The organism is Aeromonas sp. QDB31, assembly GCF_027707605.1.
Taxonomy (GTDB): Bacteria; Pseudomonadota; Gammaproteobacteria; order Enterobacterales; family Aeromonadaceae; genus Aeromonas; species Aeromonas media.
The window spans coordinates 1-20565 of sequence record NZ_JAPCIX010000031.1; the positions used below are offsets into that span (position 1 = coordinate 1).

At 63.6% G+C, this 20565-nt stretch carries 18 protein-coding genes and 2 pseudogenes; 10 read left to right on the forward strand and 10 right to left on the reverse strand.

Annotated features, from left to right (window positions below; genetic code table 11):
* Nucleotides 1–409 precede the first annotated feature (409 nt).
* The 3 genes from erpA to clcA all read right to left on the reverse strand — a co-directional run bounded on the left by erpA (nucleotide 410) and on the right by clcA (nucleotide 3024).
* Nucleotides 410–760, reverse strand: coding sequence for an iron-sulfur cluster insertion protein ErpA (gene erpA / locus PG898_RS19465; protein WP_025328177.1), 351 nt, complete (start codon nucleotides 758–760; stop codon nucleotides 410–412).
* 89 nt (nucleotides 761–849) lie between these two features.
* Nucleotides 850–1542 carry a DUF6776 family protein gene (locus PG898_RS19470; RefSeq protein WP_270824921.1) on the reverse strand — a complete coding sequence of 231 codons (693 nt, stop codon included), beginning with the start codon at nucleotides 1540–1542 and terminating at the stop codon, nucleotides 850–852.
* Between the two features lie 87 nt (nucleotides 1543–1629).
* On the reverse strand, nucleotides 1630–3024 hold the full coding sequence (clcA, locus tag PG898_RS19475) for a H(+)/Cl(-) exchange transporter ClcA (protein WP_270824920.1): 1395 nt from the start codon (nucleotides 3022–3024) through the stop codon (nucleotides 1630–1632).
* A 222-nt stretch (nucleotides 3025–3246) separates the two neighbouring features.
* Between clcA and hemL the strand changes: the two genes are divergently transcribed.
* Nucleotides 3247–4533, forward strand: a complete 1287-nt coding sequence (hemL, locus tag PG898_RS19480; RefSeq protein WP_270824919.1) for a glutamate-1-semialdehyde 2,1-aminomutase — start codon at nucleotides 3247–3249, stop codon at nucleotides 4531–4533.
* Nucleotides 4534–4742: 209 nt separating this feature from the next.
* Nucleotides 4743–5558, forward strand: a complete 816-nt coding sequence (locus PG898_RS19485; protein WP_270824918.1) for a hypothetical protein — start codon at nucleotides 4743–4745, stop codon at nucleotides 5556–5558.
* A 25-nt stretch (nucleotides 5559–5583) separates the two neighbouring features.
* Here the strand turns inward: PG898_RS19485 and PG898_RS19490 are convergent.
* From PG898_RS19490 to PG898_RS19500, 3 genes and pseudogenes are all read right to left on the reverse strand, one after another.
* A pseudogene (locus PG898_RS19490) lies at nucleotides 5584–5742 on the reverse strand (permease); the annotation flags it as partial.
* Between the two features lie 16 nt (nucleotides 5743–5758).
* On the reverse strand, nucleotides 5759–6664 hold the full coding sequence (locus PG898_RS19495) for a sulfite exporter TauE/SafE family protein (RefSeq protein ID WP_270824917.1): 906 nt from the start codon (nucleotides 6662–6664) through the stop codon (nucleotides 5759–5761).
* 246 nt (nucleotides 6665–6910) lie between these two features.
* On the reverse strand, nucleotides 6911–7627 hold the full coding sequence (locus PG898_RS19500; protein WP_270824916.1) for a phosphatase PAP2 family protein: 717 nt from the start codon (nucleotides 7625–7627) through the stop codon (nucleotides 6911–6913).
* A 208-nt stretch (nucleotides 7628–7835) separates the two neighbouring features.
* On the opposite strand from PG898_RS19500, the gene PG898_RS19505 reads away from it, so the two are divergent.
* Nucleotides 7836–8351, forward strand: a complete 516-nt coding sequence (locus PG898_RS19505; protein ID WP_270824915.1) for a DUF2937 family protein — start codon at nucleotides 7836–7838, stop codon at nucleotides 8349–8351.
* 64 nt (nucleotides 8352–8415) lie between these two features.
* Here the strand turns inward: PG898_RS19505 and PG898_RS19510 are convergent, their stop codons facing one another.
* The gene (locus PG898_RS19510) at nucleotides 8416–9297 is read right to left on the reverse strand and encodes a LysR family transcriptional regulator (RefSeq protein WP_270824913.1); all 882 of its coding nucleotides are present in this window, start codon (nucleotides 9295–9297) and stop codon (nucleotides 8416–8418) included.
* 157 nt (nucleotides 9298–9454) lie between these two features.
* On the opposite strand from PG898_RS19510, the pseudogene PG898_RS19515 reads away from it, so the two are divergent.
* A pseudogene (locus PG898_RS19515) lies at nucleotides 9455–9817 on the forward strand (DMT family transporter); the annotation flags it as partial.
* 140 nt (nucleotides 9818–9957) lie between these two features.
* Nucleotides 9958–10278 (forward strand): SMR family transporter, encoded by a 321-nt coding sequence (locus PG898_RS19520; RefSeq protein WP_025328187.1) that lies wholly within the window; start codon nucleotides 9958–9960, stop codon nucleotides 10276–10278.
* A gap of 81 nt (nucleotides 10279–10359) precedes the next feature.
* Here the strand turns inward: PG898_RS19520 and gloA2 are convergent, their stop codons facing one another.
* From gloA2 to hrpB, 3 genes are all read right to left on the reverse strand, one after another.
* On the reverse strand, nucleotides 10360–10770 hold the full coding sequence (gene gloA2, locus PG898_RS19525) for an SMU1112c/YaeR family gloxylase I-like metalloprotein (RefSeq protein ID WP_270824911.1): 411 nt from the start codon (nucleotides 10768–10770) through the stop codon (nucleotides 10360–10362).
* Nucleotides 10771–10812: 42 nt separating this feature from the next.
* A complete protein-coding gene (gene mrcB / locus PG898_RS19530; protein WP_270824910.1) occupies nucleotides 10813–13134 on the reverse strand; it encodes a penicillin-binding protein 1B in 2322 nt (773 codons plus the stop codon).
* A 264-nt stretch (nucleotides 13135–13398) separates the two neighbouring features.
* Entirely contained in the window at nucleotides 13399–15846 is a 2448-nt protein-coding gene (gene hrpB, locus PG898_RS19535; RefSeq protein ID WP_270824909.1) for an ATP-dependent helicase HrpB, read from the reverse strand.
* 227 nt (nucleotides 15847–16073) lie between these two features.
* On the opposite strand from hrpB, the gene thpR reads away from it, so the two are divergent.
* The 5 genes from thpR (at nucleotide 16074) to pcnB (ending at nucleotide 20560) form a co-directional block, all read left to right on the forward strand.
* Entirely contained in the window at nucleotides 16074–16619 is a 546-nt protein-coding gene (gene thpR, locus PG898_RS19540) for an RNA 2',3'-cyclic phosphodiesterase (RefSeq protein WP_270824908.1), read from the forward strand.
* Nucleotides 16616–17353: a DNA/RNA nuclease SfsA gene (gene sfsA / locus PG898_RS19545; RefSeq protein WP_270824907.1), complete on the forward strand. Its 738-nt coding sequence runs from the start codon at nucleotides 16616–16618 to the stop codon at nucleotides 17351–17353. The genes thpR and sfsA overlap by 4 nt, the downstream gene beginning before the upstream one ends.
* Before the next feature lie 125 nt (nucleotides 17354–17478).
* Entirely contained in the window at nucleotides 17479–17928 is a 450-nt protein-coding gene (dksA, locus tag PG898_RS19550; RefSeq protein WP_005329052.1) for an RNA polymerase-binding protein DksA, read from the forward strand.
* A gap of 113 nt (nucleotides 17929–18041) precedes the next feature.
* A complete protein-coding gene (gene gluQRS, locus PG898_RS19555) occupies nucleotides 18042–18944 on the forward strand; it encodes a tRNA glutamyl-Q(34) synthetase GluQRS (protein WP_408750259.1) in 903 nt (300 codons plus the stop codon).
* Between the two features lie 143 nt (nucleotides 18945–19087).
* Nucleotides 19088–20560 (forward strand): polynucleotide adenylyltransferase PcnB, encoded by a 1473-nt coding sequence (gene pcnB / locus PG898_RS19560; protein WP_270824906.1) that lies wholly within the window; start codon nucleotides 19088–19090, stop codon nucleotides 20558–20560.
* Nucleotides 20561–20565: the final 5 nt, after the last annotated feature.

Sequence of the window (20565 nt, forward strand, 5' to 3'; positions counted from 1 at the left end):
TGAAAATCAACAAAATTGTTTGATGTTCGATGCTGTGAGTGCCCACACAGATTGCTTGATTCAAATTGTTAAAGAGCAGGGTTTGAAACTATAACCCTCACTGGGTTGCTTTGCAAGCCAGACCAGACGCGCACTGCGCCGTGCTGATGGAGGCGCATTATAGGGATCTGATTCTTTCTGACAAGCAAAAACCATGTGTTTTTTTGAGAAAGACGTTCAAGTGTTTAATCTGCAACCAAATCGTACAAAACACCTTCGACAAAGGGCTCATAAGAGGTCACTTTCGGCAGCACCCGGGCCGCCCAGGCCAGGCTGCCTGTTCTATATAGAGGGGGGTCATATATGAGGGAGAGATGCGCAAATAGAAAAGGGCCCTGCCGGACCCTTTCAAATGTGTGCTGCTGACCAATCAGATGGAGAAGCTGGAGCCACAGCCACAGGTGGTCGAGGCGTTGGGGTTGGTCACGGTAAAGCGGGAGCCTTCCAGACCTTCGGTGTAGTCCACGCTACCCCCAACCAGATACTGCAGACTCATGGGATCGATCACCATGGTCACGCCGCTCTTCTCGACCACGGTATCCCCGTCGTTGATCTTTTCGTCAAAGGTGAAACCGTACTGGAAACCGGAGCAGCCCCCCCCAGTGATGTAGACCCGCAACTTGAGCTCGGGATTTTCTTCTTCGGTAATCAAGGTCTTTACCTTGTTCGCCGCCGCATCCGTCATCTGGATGGGCAACGGGGCTTCTGCTACTGCACTCATTACTGACCTCACAACCATTACATCCACAAACATGGAAACTGCGAAATTATCCAATACCCGACCATTTAGTTCAAGTATTCACCACTCTCTTACTGCACCACGGGCAAGGGGGCTGGTTGAGTCACCAGGGGCTTGAGTACCTCGCTCCACTCCGCCAGCAACTCCTGGGCCGGCTGGCGCCCCTCCTTGGCGATGATGATCCTCACCCTATCCGGTACAAAGCCGGTCGGCAGTTGCCAGTTGCCTTCCAACAGCTGGAAGTAGCGCAGCGCATAGCGTCCCTCCCCGACCTTCATGCCAAGCTCACGCCCGCTGAGGATCCTGGGCTTGTCTGCCAGACTGCCTTCGACCCTGATTTGTACCTGACCCCGAAACAGCTCCCGCTTCTTGGCGGGCTGGGTCAGGGCCAGACGATAGTGATAGCGACCCGGCACGCTGGTTTCCTGCAGGGTCAGGTTGTCGATGGTCACCCCCACCTGATCACCGGTAGGGCGCATGATCCGCTCGAAGAAGGCCAGCTGACGCTTCTGCTCCTGTACCTGGGCTTCCTGATCCTTGAGGGTCTTCTGCAACTGTTCGAAGGCCGCCTTCTGGGTCGCCAGCAAGGTGTCCTTGACCCCCAGATCCGTCTTGAGCTGGCTTATGGCCTTGCTCTGCCGCTCCAGAGTCTCTTGCTGCACCGTCAGCAGACTGCTCTGGGCCAGTTCTTGCCGATTCCCGATGAAATAGCCGATACAGGCCCCCACCGCCAGCACCACCAATACCTTCACGATTTGGGACATAGGGCCTCTTCTATTGGCACGCCATACCACGGCCTGTTTCCCTTCACTATACGCGACCTTGCCGGATTGATGCGGATAAACAAGGAGTTAACTGGCAGCCACTCTGCCGTCTCCCCGCTTTTGACGCGCCGCAAGCCGTAAAGTTCGCTCCAGGATCTGGGAATAGATGGGGCGCCCTCCCAACCACTGTGCCACCAGGGTGGCCCCTATGGTGGTGATCATCATGGGCAGGATCAGCTGATAGTTGTCCGTCATCTCGGTCACCAGCACTATGCCGGTGATGGGGGCCCGCACGGTGGCGGCAAACAGCGCTCCCATGCCGGCGATGGCGAAGGCGCCGGGCTCTATGCCCAGATCGGGAAAGGCTGCATGGAACAGGTGGCCGAAGACCACCCCGAACAGGGTGCCGAGTGCCAGGGTCGGGGCGAAGACGCCGCCGGGGGCGCCCGAACAAAAACAGACGAGGGTGGCAATCAGTCGCACCGAGAAGATGAGGAAGAGGGTCGCCATCCCATAGTTCCCCCCCACCAGATGAGGGATCAACTCGGTTCCCCCACCGGTCACCGAGGGGGCAAACAGCGAGAGCACGCCGAAGGTGCCTGCCACCAGCATGCCGATGGCGACGAAGCGGTGACGCTTGTTCTGATGCAGAGCCAGATAGCCGTCCTGACAGGCGAGCACCAGCTTGTTGAACACGAAGCCCAGCACGCCGAAACAACCCCCCATGAAGAGGAAGAGCCAGAGCGCCTTCAGGGCCGGGGCATCGTAGTGGGGCAGGCTGATGACTGGCGCCTGCCCCTTCATGTTCTGCAGCATCAGGGTCGCCATGACGGCCGAGATCCCCACCGCCTTGATGGCGAGGAAGGAGTAGCGGAACTGCGGCCGCATCTCCTCCATCACGAAGAGTATCCCCGCCAGCGGCGCGTTGAAGGCGGCGGCCAGTCCTCCCGCCGCCCCCGCCGCCAGCAGGGCATGACCATGCTCCTTCGGCAGGCGGAAGATGTCCGCCACCATCTTGCCAAGGTTGCCGCCGATCTGTACCGAGGGCCCCTCCCGCCCCAATACCATGCCGGAGCTCAGGGTACAGATGCCGCCGAAAAACTTGACCGGCAAGACCCGCCACCAGCGCACCGGACGCAGTTCGTCCATGGCCCCCTCGATCTCGGGAATACCGGAACCACCCGCTTCCGGGGCGAAGGTGTGAGTGAGGAAGTAGCCGACAAACCCCAGCAGGGCGCTGAAACCAAAGCCCAGCAGCCCGAGCTGCCACCAGGGGCGATCCGCCAGCAGCAGGACTCGCTGCTGTGCCAGCCAGTGCACACCGGATTCAAACAACCCGCAGACCAGTCCGGCCAGAACCCCGACCAGGGCGGCCAGCAAGAGCACCAGCAGCGGCATCTTGTCCCGCTGGATCAGGCGCTGCAGGACAGGCGGGCGAGCTTGTGTGGTCGCCTCGCGAGGGGGGATAGCTTGTTGCACCATGGGTATTCACGCTCATCTGACGAGGGTCGAAAACACCCGGCCTCGGCTCGGCTGCCCAGCACAGGGCCTTTCTGCTATAGTCGGCCCGTTTCATTTATCACGGGTGCAGTCCGGGAGTCCGGGTGGCGAGAGCGCAAAGCATACTCCTCCCACCGCAGCCTGCCGAGCCGCAATCGACCGCCTGCGCCCGGGTGACGACCAAAATCCCATTAAGGATGATCCATGTCAAAATCAGATCAGCTGTTTGAACAGGCCCGCCAGACCATTCCGGGCGGCGTCAACTCACCGGTCCGCGCCTTCAATGGGGTCGGCGGCACACCCCGCTTCATCGATCACGCCGATGGCGCCTACCTCTATGACGTGGACGGTCAGGCCTATGTTGACTACATCGGCTCCTGGGGCCCCATGCTGCTGGGTCACAACCACCCTGCCATCAAGGCCGCCGTCATCAAGGCCGTTGAGAAGGGGCTGAGCTACGGTGCGCCGACCGAAATCGAAGTGCTGATGGCCGAGAAGGTACGCCAGATAGTGCCCTCCATGGAGCAGGTACGTATGGTCAACTCCGGCACCGAAGCCACCATGAGCGCCATCCGCCTGGCCCGCGGCTACACCGGCCGCGACAAGATCGTCAAGTTCGAAGGCTGCTACCACGGCCACGCCGATTCCCTGCTGGTCAAGGCAGGTTCCGGCGCCCTGACCCTGGGTCAGCCCAACAGCCCAGGCGTCCCGGCTGATTTCGCCAAGCACACCCTGACCTGCGTGTTCAACGATCTGGACTCGGTGCGTGAAGCCTTCACCCAGTACGGCAGCGAGATCGCCTGCATCATAGTCGAGCCGGTGGCAGGCAACATGAACTGCATCCCGCCGGTACCCGGCTTCCTGGAAGGGCTGCGCGCCATCTGCGACGAGTTCGGCGCCCTGCTGATCCTGGACGAAGTCATGACCGGCTTCCGCGTCTCCCTGCGCGGCGCCCAGGGTTACTACAACATAGACCCGGACCTGACCACCCTCGGCAAGATCATCGGGGCCGGCATGCCGGTGGGCGCCTTCGGCGGCAAGAAGAAGGTAATGCAATACATAGCCCCGACCGGCCCCGTCTATCAGGCCGGCACCCTCTCTGGCAACCCTGTGGCCATGGCCGCCGGCCTCACCATGCTGGATCTGCTGCTGGAGCCGGGCCTCTATGAACAGCTGAGTGCCAAGACCGCCCGGGTCGCCGAGGGGCTGAAAGCCGCCGCCGCCAGGCACGGCATCCCGCTCGCCATCAACTACGTGGGCGGCATGTTCGGCTTCTTCTTCACCGAAGAGACCGAGATCACCTGCTACGAGCAGGTGACCCGCTGCGACATGGAGCGCTTCAAGCGCTTCTACCATCTGATGCTGGAAGAGGGTGTCTATCTGGCGCCGAGTGCCTACGAGGCGGGCTTCCTGTCACTGGCCCACGGCGACAAGGAGATTGAACACACCCTGGCCGCCGCCGAGCGCAGCTTCGCCAAACTGGCGGGCTGAGCCCTGCCAGCATGAATCAAGGGCCCGCGAAGGGCCCTTTTTTGTTACCTCTGCCGCCTCGCCGTGCCAGAGCCCCCTTCTGGTGCAGCCCCCTCTCTCTTATTGCCGGCGTTTGCCACTTGCTGGTGCATCCACGGCCACACTGGCTGTCATAAAACGGGCCCACTATTTGCAATGCTTGACTCAGGAGCCCACTGACCGAGGTCCATATGGCAGAGATGAGCCCCATCGACGTGCTGCGGCGATATCAGGAGTACGAAACCGAGTTGACCCCCCTGTTGCTGGGGCTGCTCACCCTCCCCCAGGAGGCCCTCAAGGGCTATCCCTTCGTGCTGAGCGTGCAGAGCCTGGGCCAGAGCCAGGCAAGAGCGGGGATCCTGCCCCCCATTCCGGCCCCCCAGGGGCAGCTGCGACTGAGGGTGCAGGGCCATGGCCGCGAGCTCGAGATCAATCTGCACCAGTTGATCGCCTGGCTGATGGGGGACAGGGAGCGGCGCCGCGCCATCCCCTGGTTCAGGGCCGTCTACGTGATCCTGAGCCTGGCGCTGTTTCTCATCGTGGGAACCCTGATCTGGCATGGCCTCGAGCAGCTCTATCTGCTGCTGTGCGGCACCCAGCAGAACCGGCTCGGCGCCTTCAGCGCCATCATCTTCCTGACCCTGGCGCTGGCGGTGTTCGATCTGGGCAAGACCATATTGGAGGAGGAGGTGCTGCTGCATAAGGACATCTTCCGCCACAGCGCCATTCGCCGCACCATCACCCGCTTCATCGCCGCCATCCTGATCGCTGTCTCCATCGAGGGGCTGTTGCTGCTGTTCAAGGGCTCCCTCGGCCAGAACGAACTGCTCTGGCCCGCGGTGGGGGTGATGGGCTGCGCCGTGGGATTGCTGCTGGCGCTGGGGCTCTATGTCTTCCTCGGGGCCAAGGCCGAGGCCGCCCTGGTCGCCTCCAGTCAGCGGCCAGCGGCGGCCCCGCAGGAAGCGCCGCTCACCAGGTGGCATGGCCGGATCAGGCGGGCCGGATAAACCTTCACCAGCCTCTGGACGTCGACTAGCTGGCGGCCTCGGCCAGCTGAGACTCTGGCTGACGGCGCGCCGCCTGCCAGGAGGCATACATGGTCCAGGAGGTGTAGATGACAATGAAAGCCACCAGCCATTTGAGTATCGCCATGTCCATGGACTGCACCAGCAACTCCGGAGCCAGTACCACCGCCCTGTCTATGGCACTACGAGCTGGCGGCCTCAGCCAGCTGAGCCTGAGGCTGACGGCGCGCCGCCTGCCAGGAGGCGTACATGGTCCAGGAGGTGTAGATGACGATGAAGGCCACCAGCCATTTCAGCATCTCCATGTCCATGGACTGTACCAGCATGGCCGCCAGTACCACGCCGATGGGACCGAACAGGGCCACCGCCAGCACGGCCCTGGCATCGAAGGCCCCCTTGCGGATGAAGGTGCCCGCCGAGAAGACGCTGAGCACGGCGGTGGACCCCATCATGATGGGGAAGGCCGCCAGCGGGTTCATCCCCAGCAGATAGACCAGCGTCATGCAGGGTGCGAACAGGCCGATACCGACGTTCATCAGCACCCCGAACAGGAAGTTGCCGAGCAGGGCTATCCCCAGCTTGTAGCCACTGAGCCCCATGGCCTCGCCCCCGAGGGGGAAGAGCCCCAGCAGCCCGGCGAAGATGAGCCCGGCCACCACCAGCAGGGAGACCGCCATCACCAACCGGATGGTCTGCCTGTCGAAGGAAGCCACATGACGGGCCCCCCAGGCGGCGCCTGCTGCGGCGGCGGCCATCATGCTGATGAGGGTGAGCGGATCCACCTTGACCACGCCGATGAAGATGAGGGACTGGGTCACGGTGGGCAGCACGCACTGACCGTTGAGGGTGCCCGGTAGCAGGCGATCGTCGATCAGCTTGAACTGCTTGTAGCAGGCGGTCTTGACCGCAAAGCTGCCGACCCCCAGGGTGTCGAGAAAGTTGGCGACGAAGCCGATGGCCGCCACCGGCCAGAAGGGGGTGGACTCCAGCTCGCCCCGGCGCCGCTTGTGCCACCAGGCGTGGACCAGCATGAAGATAAAGACCAGGGCGCAACCGATAAACAACAGGCGCAGAAAAGTGACAAGCATAGGGAGACCTCCAGCAACGGGCGGCGATTCTAAGGCAGCCCACGGAAAAAATCCTGGTCTGGATCACGCTTTCATCGGATGCAAACGTTTAACTCTGTCAGTTTCTGATGGTAAAGCTCGAATGACTCTGCCAATACTTGTCGTTGAGGGCGCAAGCCCGCACTCATCGGGCGTAGTCCTGGTCATTTCGCGACGACCACAGCACCGATGGGCATAAGCAAAAGAAGGCGGTCACCCGCCTTCTTTTTATTGCCTTCCGTTACCCAAGCAACAAGGGGTTCCGGCAAGCCAGCGGGGCAGCCTGGGAGCCAGGTGGTCGATCAGCCGATCCGAGAGGGAGGTCAGCAGCAAGGGCGGCAGACAGATGAGGGCGAGGCAGAGGGCGCCGACATAGACGTCGGTCAGCCAGTGAGCACCGGCGAGAATGCGGGGAGCCGAGAACAGGGGCACCATCAGCACGGCGACCACGGCAGCCCGGCGTGGCAGGTAACGCAGGGCAAAACCGGCGAAGATCATCAGGAACAGCGCATGATCGCCGGGGAAGCTGTCGCCAGCAGAGTCCTTGGTCGGGATGGTGCTGAGCTCGGTCAGCCGCAGTGCCCCGTCCACCATCAGGGTGGGGCTGGGACGGCTGATCGGCAGCAGGTGGCCGAGCTGATTGATCGCCAGAGCCCCCAGCAACATGACGATCCCCATGGCCACCAGGCGACGGCGCGCCTCACCTTGGGCCCGGAAGAAGCAGGTGGCCAGGATCAGTCCCATGCAGCCCAGGGCGACCAGATCGAACAGGCGATTGTTGGTGACGGCCACCAGATCGGCCCAGCGGGCGGATTCACCCAGCCAGCCATTGACCCGCTGGAAGGTGGCGAGATCCCAGTGATCCCAGGGGCCATGACCCGGCAGGGTGGCCCAACTGAGGGCAATCAGGCCCCCGATCAGATAGAAAGGTATGAACTTGCTCATGCCGAGTCTTCCCTCAAAAAGCGGTGATTCTAGGCCAGCCTCCCGGTGACTTGAATCACAAAAATGTAAGAATTCATGTAACAAACAATATCCTATTGAATCTTGTTTGTTCCCACCCGGCCCCCCGGATGCGGGAGCAGCCAGCACCACCTTGGCGCGCCAGGGGCTTGCGGCTAGTATGAGGCTCTTTTTATTCAGGATGATGGCTATGCGCAGCTACCTTCGCATGATGTTGTTTGCCCTCGGTTTGCTGGCGGGCGTGCAGATACCGGGGATCGTCGATCTCTACTACCAGCGGCTGGATGCGCGCCTGCAACAGGCCAGCCTCGGTCTGGCGCCCTTCCAGCGCACCGCGGATCAGCACTTTGGCGGCGATCTCGACGCCCTGGTCGCCCATTACGGCGCCAGCCAGGATCCCGTCTTTACCCAGGATGCCACCAGCCTGCAGCAGCTGGTGAGCCAGCAGCGCCACCTGCAGCAGGAGCGCGCCTTCCAGCATCAGCCATGGTACCTGCAGCTCTCCCACCTGCTGTTGCAGGCGGACTCCCAGCTCTGGCAGGACACACTGCGCAACTACGGCTATGTGGTGCCGCTCAAGCAGGCCGCCATCTTCTGTGGTGTGGCAGTGGGGCTGTTCGCTTCCCTGCTGGGGGATCTGCTGCTCAGCCTGCTGCTGCTGCCCTTTCGCCAGCGCCAGCCCGCACCCCGTCACGCCCTGCGCTGACCTCCAGCCGTCTCAAGCAACAGGGGCCAGCGGCCTCTGTTGTCGTTCTCCTCCCTGAAAGGGGCTACTCGAAGGGTTCGAGATAGGCCTCGATGGCCTTCTTCAGCCAGGCCAGTACCTTGCCGTGATGGGCGTTTTCCGACAGATAGACCCCGTAATCGCGCCACTGTAGGCTGAACTTGTGCTTCAGGGTCAGCAGTTCCCCCTGGCGCAGCTGGCTCTGGATCAGCGGTGAAGGCAACACCGCCCAGCCGAGGCCATCCAGCACTGCATCCCGCATCAGCTCGAAGCTCGACAACCCTATGTGCTGGCCGCCGATGGGGAGCAGGCTCTTGACCGAGAACTCGTCCACATAGGAGAGGGTGACCTGGGTCTGATCGGTCAGATCCTGCTGCAGCACCCGTTTCAACCCCGCCAGCGGGTGGCTGGGCGCCACCACCATCAGGGTGCGGATGGGGTTGAGCACGTCTATGTTGAGGCCGCTGCGCTCCTGCTCCTCGGTGATGAGACCGAAGGCGGCATCCACGAACCCCTCTTCCACCAGGGCTGGCAGCTCGGGGGGCGAGGCCAGCACCAGGGAGATGCTGGTGCCGGGAAACTGGTGGCGCAGCGCCCCCAGCATCTCGCGCCAGACCGGCTCGGGGATGGCGTCATCCCGCGCCACCCTGAGCGCCACCTCGGCGCCTGAGGCGTGGTGCTCGCACTTGAGCTTGAGGCTGTTGGCCGCCTGCAGCAGCCGCTTGCAGTCGTCCAGCACCTGCTCCCCTATCTCGGTCAGTCGGCTCTGGTTGGCCCCTCGTTCAAAAAGGTCGACGCCAAGCTCCACCTCCAGGGCGGCGATCGCCGTGCTGACGGCACTGCGGCTCTTGCCAAGGCGTCTGGCTGCATTGGTAATCGAACCACTGTCCGCTGATTCTACAAAGAGTTGTATCTGATAAAGCTTCATGGTCGCGCTCTGGCGGCAGATTGTTCCAGCTTCACCTTACGTGCCGTCCTCCTCCGAGGCAAACCATCAGCGCCTGAATTTTCGACGCTCAGCGATTCTGCCGACTGAACAGGCTGCGGCTATCCTCTCCCTCGTCGCAGCCACAGAAGGAAATTTTATGTTATTCAGTCCCCTGCTTTTGGCTCGCCTCTTCCTGACGGGTGCCATCCTCACCGAGGTGGCAGGCACCTCCACCATGGCCCTGATCCCGGAGAGTGACACAGGCTGGCTCCACCATCTGCCGATGTGGCTCCTCATCGCCCTCTCCTACCTGATGCTGGCCAAGGCCGCCAAAACAATCTCCATTGGTATTGCGTTCGCGTTGTGGGAGGGGCTGGGAATCGCCCTGATCACCGCCGTCTCCGTGCTGTTCCTTGGCTACGAGCTGAGTGTGCAGGAGTGGGTCGGGCTGGCGCTGGCAATAGTGGGCATTGTTATGGTGACCATGGGGGAAACCCATGAGGAGCCGGCTGCAGGTACCGGTAGCAGCCGCCGTCCTGGCGCTGCCCATGACAAACCGGCTGCAGGCACCGGTAGCAGCCGCCGCCTTGGCGCTGCCCATGACAAACCGGCCGCAGGCACCGGTAGCAACAGCCGTCTTGGCGCTACCAAGGAGGCCGTATGCACCCGCTGATCATAGTGCTGGGCGCCGCCCTGCTGGATGTGGGGGCCAACATGGCCATCAACCGCTCCCTCGGTTTTCGCCACAAGGGCTGGGGCCTGCTCGGCATACTGCTGGTGCTCTGTGCCTTTACCCTGCTCAGTGAGGCGGTGAGCACCGGCAGGATAGATCTCGCCGTGGCCTATGCCACCTGGGGCGCCATCGGCATCCTGGGCACCGCCCTCGGCGGCCTGCTGCTGTTTGGCGAGCGTCTCAAGCCCGTCGGCTGGGTCGGCATCCTGGTCATGGCCGTCGCCGTGGCCCTGCTGACCACGGCGTGATGGACGTTCTGACCCCATGAAAAAAGCCGCCCGGTGTTCGCCGGGCGGCTTTCTTACACACTCATGTTGCTGCACAGCCGCTCATGCCGGCTCGGCATCGACCTCGTAGAGCTCCAGCGGCAGGCCGTCGGGATCGGCGAAGAAGGTGAAGCGACTGCCGGTCAGCTCGTCGACCCGCACCGGCTCCACGGCCACCCCGTGGTGCTCCAGATGGGCGATGACGGGATCGAGCGCCTGCACCCGAAACGCCAGGTGCCGCAGACCGCAGGCCTCCGGCCTGGAAGGGCGCGCAGGGGGGGCGGGAAAGCTGAACAGCTCAAGCTGGCTGCCATCCGGCAGTGCCAGATCCAGCTTCCAGGACTGGCGGGCCTCCCGCAGGGTCTCCGCCAGTATGGGCAGCCCCAGCACCTGGTGGTAGAAGTGGCGCGAGCGCTCATAGTCGCTGGCGATGATGGCCACATGGTGAATGCCGCCGAGCAGGGGAAGTGTCATGACAATCCTTGCAAAACGGGCAGCTAGGGCTGCCCGTTTTCGTTAGTTGAAGAAGCCGCCGAACCACTGATCCAGCGCGTTGACCGGGTTGGAGACTGGGCTGGCGCAGCTCATGGGCTCCCCCAGCCCCGCCAGCTTGGCCGGTACCTGCAGGCTGCCGGGACAGTCGCTGGCGACCCGGGCGCCGCTGCTGCGGGAGAAGCTGGCCCAGCTCACCCCTTCCGGCATCTTCAGCCCCAGGCTGTTGACGCCGCGCTGGCTCATGTAGCCGCTGAACAGCTGCAAGGCACCGCTGGCCCCGGTCAGCCCGGCGGGCTGGTTGTCATCCCGGCCGACCCAGACGCTCACCAGCTCGTTGTTGTCCATACCGGCAAACCAGGAGTCCCGCAGCTCGTTGGTGGTCCCTGTCTTGGCGGCCATGGTGGCGCCGGGGAACTTGGCACCGAGCGCCCGGGCCGTGCCCTGGCTCACCGTCTTCGTCATGGCGAACAGGGTCAGCCAGCTGGCCTGGGGATCCGTCACCCGCTTGGCGGTCTCGTCATGCTGATAGAGCTGGCTGCCATCGCCGTTCACCACGGCGCGAATGGCCGACAGCGGCTGGGTCAGCCCCTGGTTGGCGATGGGCAGATACATCTGGTTCACCTCCATGGGCGAGAGCGCCACCGCCCCCAGCACCAGGGACGGATAAGGCTGGATCTCCTGCTGGACCCCCAGCTTGTGCAGGGTGTCCACCACCTTGTCGAGCCCCACCTGCAGACCCAGGTTGACGGTCGGCACGTTGAGGGAGCTGGCGAGCGCCTCCATCAGCGGTACGCTCTGGCGGAACTTGCGATCGTAGTTCTGCGGCGTCCAGAGCTGGCCATCCTGGCCGCGGATGCGGATCGGCTGATCCTTGAGCGGCGTGCCCAGGGTCAGGCCGTTGGAGAGACCGGTGAGATAGACCGCCGGTTTCACCAGGGAGCCTATCTGGCGACGGGCATCCAGCGCACGGTTGAAGCCGGCGTAACGGGGATCCCGTCCCCCCACCATGGCGACCACCTCGCCCTTGTGCCAGTCGGAGACCACCATGGCCGCCTCCAGCTTCTTCTTGCCGCGCTGCTTCTCGATGGTGGCCAGACCGGACTCCACCGCCTGCTCGGCGGCGTGCTGGGCGATGGGATCCAGGCTGGTGAAGATCTTGAGGCCGGACTGCTTGAGCAGATCCGGGCCGAAGCGGTTCTGGATTTCCCGCTTGAGCAGCCCCATGAAGGCCGGGGTACGACCATAGCTCATCTGGCCCCGGGCTATGATGCCAAGGGGCTGCTTGCTGGCCAGCTCATACTCGGCCTGAGTCAGGCTGCCGTGCTCCATCAGCAGTTTCAGCACCAGATCCCGGCGCGCCTTGGCCCGCTCGGGGAAGCGCCAGGGATCGTAATAGGAGGGCCCCTTCACCATCCCCACCAGCAGGGCCACCTGATCGATGTCCAGCTCGTTGACCGGGATGCCGAAGTAGAAGTAGGAGGCGAGCCCGAAGCCATAGACCCCCTGGGAGAAGTTCTGCCCCAGATAGACCTCGTTGAGGTAGGCCTCCAGGATCTCGTCCTTGCTGTAACGGTAGTCAATCAGCACCGCCATATAGGCTTCCTGCGCCTTGCGCCACAGGCTGCGCTCCCGGGTCAGGAAGAAGTTCTTGGCGAGCTGCTGGGTGAGGGTACTGCCCCCCTGTACGGTACGACCCGCCAGCAAGTTGGCTACCATGGCGCGCATGATGGCCACCGGCGAGACGCCGCCGTGCTGGTAGAAGTCCCGATCTTCGGTGGTCAGCAGGGTCACCAGCAGGCTGTCCGGCACCTCGGCGATGCGCACCAGCAGGCGATCTTCCCGATCCTCGGTGTTGAGGCGATCAAGCAACACAGGGTCCATCTGGGCATAACCGAGCTGACGCTGGTTCTCCAGCGACTGGATCCCCTCCAGCCGCGCACCGTTGAAGGTGAGGCGCAAGCCACGGGCGCCGTCGGCGCCGTCATGGAACTCGAACGGACGGCGCACCAGCTCGATGCGATTGCCGTTGACCGCATACTCTCCCGGGGTGTGGGGCTGGCGCACCTGCTTGTAGCTCAGCATGTTGAGCTCGCGCAGCATCTGGGTCTGGGAGAGACGCTGGCTGGGGTAGAGCTCCAGTGGACGGCTGTAGACCATCACGGGCAACTGCCACTTCTCCCCGTCGAAGCGCTCGCGCACCTTGGTATCGAGGTAGATACCAAACACCACCATGAAGGCCGCCACCACCAGGGAGAGCTTGAAGCCAAGCCAGAACAGGGTGCGCCAGATGGTGCGCTTGGGAGCTGCCTTCTTGGGCGGGCTCTTGCGTCGTTGGGTTGCCATAATTCCTCTTTGCTTTCCTTTCTACTTGTGATGTCGCATTCGCGAACGTCCGATCGGGCTTAACCAATCGAACCTGGATCCTGGGTTTCGCTTTGCCAGACAAATGGATGCCCAGCCCCTCATCCCCAACCCTTCTCCCATGTCTTTGAAAAAGGAGAGGAGAAGGGCGCAAACACCAACCTCGCTCGGTTCCCTCTCCCTCTCGGAGAGGGTTAGGGTGAGGGCTGTCTGCTGGAGTTGGGCTTCGCTACGCTCAGCACCAACCTACAGCCCCATCTTCTTCTTGGTGACTTTGGTCGGCATGGCCTCCAGCGGATTGTCCGGCCAGTAGTGGCGGGGGTAACGCCCCTTCATCTCTTTCTTCACCTGCTCATAGGATCCCGCCCAGAAGGCGGCGAGATCGGCGGTGATCTGAAGCGGCCGCTGGGCCGGGGAGAGCAGCTCCACCACCAGAGGCACCCGGCCATCGGCCACGCAGGGGGTGGTGCCCTGCCCGAACATCTCCTGAATGCGCACCGGGATCACCGGGGCCTGCCCCGGCTGATAGCGGATCCGCACCCGGCTGCCGGTCGGCGCGCTGAAGTGGCTCGGCAGCGCCTCGTCCAGCCGTTTTGGCAAGGGCCAGGGCAGAGACTGGCGCAGCAGATCGGCAAGGTTGAGCCTTCTGAGCTGCTCCAACCGGGTCATGCCACTCAAGGCAGGCAAGAGCCACTCCTCCAGGCGGGCCAGCAGACTCTCGTCGTCCATGGCGGGCCAACCCTCGTCCGGCAGCCAGTCGGCAGCGCAGCGCAATCGGGCCAGCAAGCCTTCGCTGCCCTCGTCCCAAGGCAGCACGTGCAGCCCCTTGCGACGAATGCCCTGCAACAGGCAGCGCCCCTTCTGTTCGTCGGAGAGATCCGTCAGCGGCCGCTGGCTCAGCACCAGTTCGCCGATCACCTGCTGGCGCTCGGCCCGGACCCGCTCCTCGCGCTCGTCCCAGTCGAACCACTGGCGCTCGCTGACCAGCTCCGGCAGTTGGCGTACCAGCTCGTCCAGCGCCACCGGCTCGGCGATGAAGATGCGGCTGCCGCGATCGTTCTGCCCCATCTCGATGGCGATCAGGGCCCCTTGTCCCTGACATGGGTGACCTTCTACCAGATCGCAGCCGATCCCACCACTGAGTTGATAGCGGCTGCCGCTGCGCAGCTTGCCTATCCGATCCGGCCAGGCGAGGGCGCACAGCAGCCCCAGCCACTGCCCCTGTGCATTGGCAGGGCGTGCCCCCAGGCGTTCGAACCAGCGAGCGGCCCCCTGACGCAAGGCCCCCTGGCGGCGATGGAAGAGCACGGAGAGGCGCTCAGATCCTCGCAGATCTTTTTCCAGCAGCGCCACCAGGAATGCCGCATCGGCGACAATCCCTGTCAGACCCTCGGCCTCCAGCTCCCGGGCCCGCAACAGCATGCGCGCCAGACGGGGATGAGTGCCGAAGGTGGCCATGGTGCGGCCGGCCGGAGTGAGTTGTTGCTCAGCCTCCGGTTTCATTGCGCCAAGGGCCACCAGCAGGCGACGGGCACTCGCCACCGCGGCGGCGGGGGGCATGTCCAGCAGCGGCAGGCTCTCCACCCTGGCGCCCCACTGGGCGGCGTCCAGCAGCAGACCGGTCAGCTCCTGGGTGAGGATGTCCGGCGGGCTCTGCTCGGCGAGGCGCTCCTGCACCTCGGCGCTCCACAGCCGGTAGCAGACCCCGGGGCCGAGACGGCCGGCACGGCCCGCCCGCTGGGTGGCGGAGGCCCTGGCAATCTGACGGGTCTCCAGCCGGGTGACGCCACTTCTCAGATCGAAGGTGGCGCGACGCTCCAGCCCGCTGTCGATCACCACGGACACCCCCTCTATGGTGAGGGAGGTCTCCGCCACATTGGTGGTGAGCACCAGCTTGCGGCTCCCCGCCGGGGCGGGCTCGATGGCCGCCTGTTGCGCCGCCATGTCAAGCCGGCCATAGAGAGGGGCGAGACGCACGTCGTCAGGCAGGCGCCCTTCCAGCCACTGGGCGAGCCGCTCTATCTCCCCCTGTCCCGGCAGGAACACCAGGGCACTGCCCGCGTGGGCCGCCAGCGCTTCCAGCACCACGGCGCCCACCTGGGGCTCCAGCCACTGCTGGCGATTGGCGGGACGGTAGTGGTAGTCGATGGGAAAGCCGCGCCCCTCGGAACGAATGACGGGGGCGTCCGGCAACAGGGCCTCCAGCGCCATGCCCTCCAGGGTGGCGGACATGATGAGCAGCTTGAGATCCTCTCTCAGCCCCTGCTGGCTCTCGATGGCAAAGGCCAGTGCGGTATCGGCATGCAGGCTGCGTTCGTGGAATTCATCGAAAATGACGAGCGACACCCCGGCAAGCTCAGGGTCCTGCTGCAACATCCGGGTCAGCACCCCCTCGGTCACTATCTCGAGCCGGGTGGCGGCACTGGTGCGACTCTCGCCCCGCACCCGCAGCCCGATGCGCTCACCCACCTTCTCCCCAAGCTGGCGCGCCAGAAAGCCTGCTATATTGCGCGCCGCGAGGCGGCGGGGCTCCAGCATGATGATGCGGCCGGGCAGCCGGTTTCGGCGCACCAGCTCCAGGGGCAGCAGGGTCGACTTGCCCGCGCCGGGAGGGGCCTGCAGGATCACGCTGGCGTGGCTGTCGATGGCATCAAACAGCTCGGGCAGCACCGAGACGATGGGGAGTTGGGACAAAACGGTGGAGCCCTTCTGTGATGACCAGGAAAACGGCGCCCATTCTGCCACAGCCAGCCGCCCACCGTCAGCAGCCGTGCCGGGTGCGCGCCAACCGGTTGCCTGGGTGCCCCCACCGGTACGACTACCACGCCCGGACAAGGGTGAGACGCGACCAGGAGACATCCGCAGACGAGCTGCCATAGAATGGCCCTTTCATGTGAGTACCACGAGGATCGACGCTGCGCATGCCCAGACTCTTCTTTGCCCTGCCCCTGCACCAGCTTGCCCCCGCTCTGATCGACTGGCGCGAACGGCGCCCCTGGCCCGGCCTGCCGGTGCCCGAGCATAATCTGCATTTGACCCTGGCCTTTCTCGGCGAGGCCGACGAAGCCACCCAGGCCAGGCTGATCACCGCCGCCGGGCAGCAGCGCTGCCCCCCTTTCAGCGTCCATCTGGATCAGACCGGCTGGTTTGCCCGCGCCAAGGCCGCCTGGGTGGGGCCGAGGGAGTGGCCAAATGAGCTGAACGTGCTGGCCAGGGCGCTGCGTCGCCACGGCGAGAAGCTGGGGCTCGGCAACGGCGAGCAGGGCTATCGCCCCCATATCACTCTGTCGCGCAAGGCGGCCGAGGCCCCGGAGGCGCTGCCGGCGCCGGACTTCGTGCTGCAGGCGGACAGCTTCTGCCTCTATCGCTCCGTCAGCACGCCGGACGGGGTCCACTACGAACCGCTCGCCTGCTGGCCCCTGCGTGCCCGCGCCAAAGCAACAAGCAGCGAGGAGCTGACCTCATGATTTTCGATCCCCCCTTGCAATCCGGTCTGCTCATCGCCCGCTACAAGCGCTTCCTGACCGACGTGCAGCTCGACAACGACGAGGTGATCACCCTCCACTGCGCCAACACCGGTGCCATGACGGGTTGCGCCGATCCTGGCACCCGGGTCTGGTACTCCACCTCAAGCAATCCCAAGCGCAAACTGGCCCACAGCTGGGAGATAGCCCAGAGCCCGGCGGGTCACTTCATCTGCGTCAACACGGCCCGGGCCAACCAGGTCGCCCGGGAGCTCATTGAGCAAGGGGCGCTGGCCCCGCTGGCGGGTTATGCCAGGCTGCACACCGAGGTGAAATATGGGGAGGAGAACAGCCGCATCGACCTGCTGCTGGAAGATGATCATCGGCCGAATTGTTACATCGAGGTGAAATCCGTCACCCTGCTCGACGAGCGGGAGCAACCGGGCATGGGCTACTTCCCCGATGCGGTCACCACCCGTGGCGCCAAGCACTTGCGTGAATTGATGGCCATGAAGGCGGCCGGACACAGAGCCGTGCTGCTGTTCATGGTGTTGCACTCCGGCATCGCGAGAGTGCGCCCTGCAGCCCATATCGATCCGCACTATAGTCAGCTTGTTGAGCAAGCAATTACGGCAGGGGTTGAAATTTTATGCTATCGCCCCCATGTTGGGGTGCAGGGCATGGTGGCTCAAGATTTTATTCCATTTGAATCTGGTCACCTGCTACCCGAGGGCTGAGAATAAATGCTGAAGTGGGTAACAATATTGACAAGGCTTGTTTGCCTCCCGTTGACCCTTCTGCTATAGATACCGCCCTCAATTTATGGATGGCACGGGTAGCGTGCTGAATTAGGAGACAGGGCATGCCAACAGGCGAAAACAGGAAATCTCTGGGCCCCCTGGCCATTGCGGGTGTAGAGCCTTATCAGGTGAAAGCCGGTGAGGAGTACATGAATGACCAACAAAAGGTACATTTTCGCAAGATCCTGGGAGCCTGGCGCAACCAACTGATGCAGGAAGTTGACCGCACCGTCGACCACATGAAGGATGAGGCTGCAAACTTCCCGGATCCGGTCGATCGCGCCGCGCAGGAAGAAGAGTTCGCACTCGAACTGCGCACCCGCGACCGTGAACGCAAGCTGATCAAGAAGATCGAGAAGACCTTGCTGCTGCTCGAAGAAGACGACTTTGGTTACTGCGAACATTGCGGTATCGAAATCGGCATTCGTCGTCTGGAAGCCCGTCCGACTGCCGACCTCTGTGTCGACTGCAAGACGCTGGCTGAAATCAAGGAAAAACAGATGGCTGGCTGATGCCGCCCATCGACATGGACAAAAAAAGGGAGCTCGCAGGCTCCCTTTTTTATTGAGCTTTTCCCACGACCATCCCAGAATGCAGCCTCAATGCATCGTCTACCCGAATTCCCATGGCCATGACTCCCTCCTCCCCTCTCCGCCCCCATGTGGGTCGCTTCGCCCCCTCCCCGTCCGGTCCGCTCCACTTCGGCTCCCTGGTCGCCGCCCTTGGCAGCTTCTTGCAGGCGAGATCGCAGCAGGGGCGCTGGCTGGTGCGCATCGAGGACATAGATCCACCGCGGGAGATGGCCGGGGCCAGCGAGCTCATCCTCCAGACTCTGGAGGCCCATGGCCTCGGCTGGGATGGCGAGGTGATGTACCAGAGCCGGCGCCATTGGCGCTACGACGAGATCATCGAGGGGCTCTACCGGGCCGGAGATCTCTACTGGTGCCGCTGCACCCGGCGCGAGATCATGGCGGCGGGCGGCTTCTACAACGGCCACTGCCGCACACTGGGGCTGACCGCAGAGGGCTGCGCCGCCCGCCTGCGCCAGCACCATCCGGTCTACCACTTCGAGGATCAGCTGCAGGGCCATATTGCGGTGCCTGCGGCGCTCGCCGAGGAGGACTTCATTGTGCGTCGCAGGGACGGGCTCTACGCCTATAACCTGGCGGTGGTGGTGGATGACATGGACAGCGGCATCACGGAGATAGTGCGCGGCGCCGATCTGTTGGAGCCCACGGTGCGCCAGATTGCCCTCTACCAGACCCTGGGTGCAGACGTCCCCGCCTGGGTGCACCTGCCGCTGGCGGTGCTGGCGGATGGCAACAAGCTGTCGAAACAGAACCACGCACCGGCGCTGGCACAGGATGATGTCAGGCCCGCCCTGTGGCAGGCCCTCACTTTCCTCGGCCAGTCCCCGCCGCCTTGCCTGAGAGAGAATACCGTCGACGAGATCATCGCCTGGGGCATTGCCCACTGGCAGTTGGCCCGGGTTCCCCGCCAGCAGAAGATAGTGCTGGGGGCCAGGTAAACCGGCACGCAGAGCAAACGCAGGCCGCCGCGTCATTTATGTCACCGGGCCCGAATCGGGGAAGCAGACCGCAGCGTTTCTCATTTGGTCGGGCCTGAGCTATGATAGGCCGCTATTTTTTGGCCTCCCGTCAATTTGAAGTCATGAAGAGGTGTACCATTTTTTCCCAGATCGCAAACTTTTGCCGCAAGGTGCTCGGCAAGGAAGACGGCGAGCAGTCGATAGAGTCTCCCATTCCAGCCCGTGTCGCAGGTCAACGCCGAACCTTGAGCCGTGACCAGCACCCCATCTCGCGCAAAGAGATCAGCGAGAATGCGCTCAAGGTGCTCTACCGCCTGAACAAGGGTGGCTACGAAGCCTACCTGGTGGGTGGCGGCGTCCGGGATATTCTGCTCGGGAAGACGCCAAAGGATTTCGACATCGCCACCGATGCGACGCCGGAGCAGATCAAGGCCTTGTTCAGCAACTGCCGCCTGATCGGCCGTCGTTTCCGCCTGGCCCACATCGTCTTTGGTCGTGACGTGATCGAAGTGGCTACCTTCCGTGGTCACCACCATCAGGTCAATACCAGCAAGCACGTGTCGGCCCAGTCGGATGAAGGCATGCTGCTGCGCGACAACGTCTACGGCACCATCGAAGAAGATGCCGAACGTCGCGACTTTACCGTCAACGCCCTCTATTACAGCGCCAAGGATTTCACCCTGCATGACTTCGAGGGTGGCATCGAGGATCTCGCCGAGCGCAAGCTGGAGCTGATCGGTGACCCCGAGACCCGCTACCGGGAAGATCCGGTGCGCATGCTGCGCGCCGTGCGCTTCGCCGCCAAGCTGGAGATGACCATCAGCCCGCGCACCGCCGCCCCCATCCGGGAACTGGCACCGCTGCTGCAGGACATTCCGGCCGCCCGTCTGTTCGAGGAAACCCTCAAGCTGTTCCTGGCCGGCGACGGTCTCGCCACCTACAAGCTGCTGCGCGAATACGGGCTGTTCCAGCCCCTGTTCCCCCAGGTCGCCGCCCTGTTTACGCCCAACGGCAACTCGCCCTACGAGCAGTTCATCGAGCTGGCGCTGATGGACACAGATACCCGGGTCCGTGAAGACAAACGCGTCACCCCGGCCTTCCTCTATGCCACCCTGCTGTGGGGCGCCGTCGAGGCCCGTGCCCGGGTGCTGGAAAACGAGAGCGGCCTGCCCTGGCACGACGCCTTCATGCTGGCCATCAACGAGGTGCTGGATGCCCAGGTGCGGATCATCGCCGTGCCGCGCCGCTTCACCACGGACGTGCGCGACATCTGGGCCCTGCAACAGCGCCTGACCCGTCGCCAGGGCCGTCACCCCGAGCGCGCCATGGAGCATCCGAAGTTCCGCGCTGCCTTTGACTTCCTGTTGCTGCGCAACCGGGTCGAGCGTGGCCTCGGCGAGCTGGCCAGCTGGTGGGAGCGCTATGTGGCCTCCAACCCGGATGTGCGTCCGCAACTGCAACGGGAAGCAACCCGCCGCCCGGCGAGCGGTGAACGTGCCCCGGCGGCCGAGCCGCGCGAGGACGGTGAGAAACGTGGCAGCAACAGCCGCAACCGCCGTCGCCCCCGTCGTCGCAAGCCGAAAGCGGCAGAATAAAGGCC

Excerpts from the sequence above, each read along its gene's own strand:
- erpA (WP_025328177.1), bottom strand. The coding sequence starts at position 760 with ATGAGTGCAGTAGCAGAAGCCCCGTTGCCCATCCAGATGACGGATGCG.
- PG898_RS19470 (WP_270824921.1), bottom strand. The coding sequence starts at position 1,542 with ATGTCCCAAATCGTGAAGGTATTGGTGGTGCTGGCGGTGGGGGCCTGT.
- clcA (WP_270824920.1), bottom strand. The coding sequence starts at position 3,024 with ATGGTGCAACAAGCTATCCCCCCTCGCGAGGCGACCACACAAGCTCGC.
- hemL (WP_270824919.1), top strand. The coding sequence starts at position 3,247 with ATGTCAAAATCAGATCAGCTGTTTGAACAGGCCCGCCAGACCATTCCG.
- PG898_RS19485 (WP_270824918.1), top strand. The coding sequence starts at position 4,743 with ATGGCAGAGATGAGCCCCATCGACGTGCTGCGGCGATATCAGGAGTAC.
- PG898_RS19495 (WP_270824917.1), bottom strand. The coding sequence starts at position 6,664 with ATGCTTGTCACTTTTCTGCGCCTGTTGTTTATCGGTTGCGCCCTGGTC.
- PG898_RS19500 (WP_270824916.1), bottom strand. The coding sequence starts at position 7,627 with ATGAGCAAGTTCATACCTTTCTATCTGATCGGGGGCCTGATTGCCCTC.
- PG898_RS19505 (WP_270824915.1), top strand. The coding sequence starts at position 7,836 with ATGCGCAGCTACCTTCGCATGATGTTGTTTGCCCTCGGTTTGCTGGCG.
- PG898_RS19510 (WP_270824913.1), bottom strand. The coding sequence starts at position 9,297 with ATGAAGCTTTATCAGATACAACTCTTTGTAGAATCAGCGGACAGTGGT.
- PG898_RS19520 (WP_025328187.1), top strand. The coding sequence starts at position 9,958 with ATGCACCCGCTGATCATAGTGCTGGGCGCCGCCCTGCTGGATGTGGGG.
- gloA2 (WP_270824911.1), bottom strand. The coding sequence starts at position 10,770 with ATGACACTTCCCCTGCTCGGCGGCATTCACCATGTGGCCATCATCGCC.
- mrcB (WP_270824910.1), bottom strand. The coding sequence starts at position 13,134 with ATGGCAACCCAACGACGCAAGAGCCCGCCCAAGAAGGCAGCTCCCAAG.
- thpR (WP_270824908.1), top strand. The coding sequence starts at position 16,074 with ATGCCCAGACTCTTCTTTGCCCTGCCCCTGCACCAGCTTGCCCCCGCT.
- sfsA (WP_270824907.1), top strand. The coding sequence starts at position 16,616 with ATGATTTTCGATCCCCCCTTGCAATCCGGTCTGCTCATCGCCCGCTAC.
- dksA (WP_005329052.1), top strand. The coding sequence starts at position 17,479 with ATGCCAACAGGCGAAAACAGGAAATCTCTGGGCCCCCTGGCCATTGCG.
- gluQRS (WP_408750259.1), top strand. The coding sequence starts at position 18,042 with ATGGCCATGACTCCCTCCTCCCCTCTCCGCCCCCATGTGGGTCGCTTC.
- pcnB (WP_270824906.1), top strand. The coding sequence starts at position 19,088 with ATGAAGAGGTGTACCATTTTTTCCCAGATCGCAAACTTTTGCCGCAAG.